Consider the following 3,582-nt stretch of genomic DNA (forward strand, 5'->3'; position numbering starts at 1 on the left):
CACCGACGTCGTCGTGTTCCTCGTCGCGCCGTTCGTGGCCTACCTGCCCGCGGAGGAGCTCGGCGCCTCCGGCCTGGTCGCGGTCGTCGTCACCGGGCTCTACCTGGGTCACCGGGCGACGACGATCATGGAACCCGCGGCCCGCGTCGTCACCGGGGCCGTCCGGACCGCGGTGTCCTGGCTGCTCGAGGGGATGGTGTTCCTCGTCGTCGGGCTGCAGCTGCGCCGCGTGGTGGCCGGCATCAGCGGGATGGCGCCGATCGCGGTGGCGACGGTCACGCTGGCGGTGGTCGGGACGCTCATCGTGGTCCGGTTCGCGTGGGTGGTCGCCGCCGAGCAGGGCCTCGCCACGGCCCTGCACCGCCGGCACGCGTCCTGGGCCGAGACGACGCTGACGGCGTGGGCGGGCATGCGCGGCGCGGTCTCCCTCGCCGCCGTGCTGACGCTCCCCGTCGTGCTGCCCGACGGCCGCGCCTTCCCACAGCGCGACCTCATCGTCTTCGTCACCTTCGTGGTCATCCTCGCGACGCTGCTCGGCCAGGGCACCACGCTGCCCTCGCTCGCCCGGCGCCTGCCCGGCACGCACGGGGAGGTGGTCGAGGAGGCGCAGGAGGAGGCCCGGGCCCGGCGGCTCGCCGCGGACGCCGCCCTGGAGTGCCTCGAGCAGCTCGAGCGCGAGGACCCCGGGCGGCGCGCCGTCGTCGACCAGCTCCGCCGCCGGGTGCAGAACCGGATCGACGCCGCCACCGAGGCCGAGGCCGCGGCCGACGCCGAAGCCGACGACGGCGGGTCGGACACCACCGACGCCCCGGCCGACGACCAGGCCGCCGGGCGTGGCGGCGCGACCGCGTCCGTCGCCGCCCCGCAGGGCCACGACGACGAGCACGACGACCAGCCGGCGGAGTCGACCCGGGAGTCCTACCGCCGTTACGGCCAGGCGATGCTCGTCGCCGAACGCTCCCGCCTGCTGGCCCTGCGCAACGCGGGCACGCTCGGTGAGGACGCGTTCGTCCGGATCCAGCACGAGCTCGACCTGGAGCAGGCCGCGCTCGTCGTGCGCTGACGCGGCGGGTCGGGGTTTCCCCGGCGGGCCGCACGGTCACCCGCCCCACGGACGGGCCCACCTCGGGCGCCCGCCGCCGTCCCGGCCCGGGACGTGCCCGCTCCCGGAGGGGGGACCGGTGACCTCCGCCGTCTCGCCGCGCGTGGTCGACGACCCGCTCGCCCGGGCCCTCGCCGCCCTGACGCTCGCCCCCTCCCCCCGCGCGCACCTGCTCGCCAACTGGCGGGTGCTCGCCCGGACCGCGGAGCACGACCTCGACGCCGCCCGCCTCGCCGAGGCCCACCTCGACGCGGCCACGATCACCGACGAGCTCGGCGGGGCCACCGTCGGGCCCGGCTCGCTGTGGGGCGTGTGGGCCGCGGGGAGCGCGGACACCGCGGTGCACGCCGCCCACGACGGCGAGGGCTGGTCGCTCTCGGGACGCCGGCCGTGGTGCTCGGGGTCCGACCGCTGCACCCACGCGCTCCTCACCGCCGACGCCCCCGACGGCGGGCGCCTGTTCGCGGTCGACCTCTCGTCCCCGACCGCGCACCCTGACGGCGACCCGTGGCTCGGTGTGGGCATGCGCGACAGCGGCACCGCCACCGTCCGCTTCACCGCGACCCCCGCGCGGCCGGTGGGCGGACCCGGCGCGTACCTGGAGCGCCCGGGTTTCTGGCACGGCGCGGTCGGGGTCGCCGCGGCCTGGTTCGGCGGGGCGGTCGGGGCGGCCGCGCCGCTGCGCGAGCGCCTGGCAGCCGGCCGGGGCGACGAGCACGACGCCGCCCACCTGGGCCGGGTGGAGACCGCCCTCGCGGCGGCGGGCGCCGTGCTGCGCGCGGCCGCCGCCGAGATCGCGGAGCCCGACGCCCTCGTCGAGCCGATCGCGGCCGCCCGCCGCCGCGCGCTTCGCGTCCGCGCCGCGGTGGAGGACGCCGTCGAGACCGTCCTGCGCAGCACCGGGCGGGCGACCGGACCCCGGCCGCTGGCGCAGGACGCCCACCACGCCCGCCACGTCGCCGACCTCGAGGTCTACGTGCGCCAGAGCCACGCCGAGCGCGACCTCGCGACCCTCGGGCACCTCGCGGCCGAGCTCGACGGCGGGCGCGCCGACGGGGTCCGGCTGTGACGGCGCACGACGTCGGTGAGCGGGACCTGACCGGGCCCGGGACGACCGAGGAACGGTGGCGGTCCTCGGGGCTGCTCGCGGCACTCCCCCGGGTGACCCCCGGGGAGCTCCGGCCGCCCGGGCGCGTCGTCGTCGTTGCACCGCACCCCGACGACGAGACCCTCGGCGCGGGCGGGACGCTCGCGGCCTGGGCCGCCGCCGCGGATCTCCCGGTCACGGTCGTCGCGGTCACCGACGGCGAGGGCAGCCACCCCGGCAGCCCCACCCTGCGCCCCGCCGAGCTCGCCGGGCTCCGGCACGAGGAGCGTCGCCGTGCCCTGGCCGCCCTCGGTCTGCCCGACGCGACGGTGGTCCGGGCCGGGCTCCCCGACGGCGGCGTCGCGGGCCACCGCGGTGTGCTGACCGATCTGCTCGACGAGCTCCTGCGCCCCGGCGACACGCTGCTCGCCCCGGTACCCGGCGACGGGCACCCCGACCACGACGCCGTCGCCGAGGTCGCCGACGACGTCGCGGCCCGCCGGGGGGTGGCGCGGTGGCACTACGCGGTGTGGCTGTGGCACTGGGCCGCGCCCGACGACCCGGCCGTCCCCCGGGACGGCGCGGTCGCGGTGAGGCTGCCCGAGGCCGCGCAGCGCGCCAAGCGGGACGCGGTCGCGTGCTTCACGACGCAGGTCGAGCCGCTCTCGGCCGACCCCCGCGACGCGGCGATTCTGCCGCCCGGGGTCCTGGCCCGGCTGCTGCGCGACGTCGAGGCGCTGTGGAGGACGACGTGAGCGCAGAGTCGCTCGGCACCGAGCACTTCGACCGGCTCTGGGGCGACGAGGACGACCCGTGGGGCCTCGAGTCGTCCTGGTACGAGGACCGCAAGCGCGCCGTGGTCCTCGCCGCGCTGCCCGACCCGCGCTACCGCCGCGCGTTCGAGCCGGGGTGCGCGGGCGGGGCGCTGTCCGTGCTGCTCGCGCCGCGCTGCGACGAGCTCGTCGCCACCGACGTGGCCGAGGAGGCCGTGGACCGCGCCCGGACGCGGCTGGACGAGCACCCCCACGTGCGCGTCGAGCGGGCCGCGGTCCCCCACGAGGTCCCCGACGGCCCGTTCGACCTCGTCGTCGTGTCCGAGCTCGCCTACTACTTCGGGTCCGAGGACCGCGCCGCCCTGTGGGACGCCGTCCGCGAGCGGCTGGAGCCCGGCGGCACGCTGCTGGCCGTGCACTGGATCCGGGAGGCCCCGGAGTACCCCGTGACCGGGGACGCGGTGCACGACGAGCTCGCCCGCCTCGACGGCCTGGCGCGGATCGCGGAGCACCGCGAGGCCGACTTCCGCCTCGACGTGCTCACCCGGACCCCGCCCGCCGCCCGCTCCGTCGCCCAGCGGGTGGGGCTGCGGTGACCCGACCGCTGCCCGACGTGCCCG

At 78.6% G+C, this 3,582-nt stretch carries 4 protein-coding genes; all 4 read left to right on the top strand.

From position 1 onward, the window contains the following. Positions 1–1,063, top strand: a 1,063-nt coding sequence (locus AC0CYZ_RS27900) for a cation:proton antiporter domain-containing protein (RefSeq protein ID WP_472221364.1), incomplete at its 5' end; no start/stop codon positions are given. 118 nt (positions 1,064–1,181) lie between these two features. Continuing rightward, complete coding sequence (locus AC0CYZ_RS27905; RefSeq protein ID WP_472221365.1) at positions 1,182–2,171, top strand: acyl-CoA dehydrogenase family protein; 990 nt, start codon at positions 1,182–1,184, stop codon at positions 2,169–2,171. Then, positions 2,168–2,944, top strand: coding sequence for a PIG-L deacetylase family protein (locus tag AC0CYZ_RS27910; RefSeq protein ID WP_472221366.1), 777 nt, complete (start codon positions 2,168–2,170; stop codon positions 2,942–2,944). The genes AC0CYZ_RS27905 and AC0CYZ_RS27910 overlap by 4 nt, the downstream gene beginning before the upstream one ends. Continuing rightward, a complete protein-coding gene (locus AC0CYZ_RS27915) occupies positions 2,941–3,558 on the top strand; it encodes a class I SAM-dependent methyltransferase (RefSeq protein WP_472221367.1) in 618 nt (205 codons plus the stop codon). Before AC0CYZ_RS27910 ends, AC0CYZ_RS27915 begins: the two co-directional genes overlap by 4 nt. Positions 3,559–3,582 lie beyond the last annotated feature (24 nt).

It is taken from the genome of Actinomycetospora sp. (assembly GCF_055612215.1).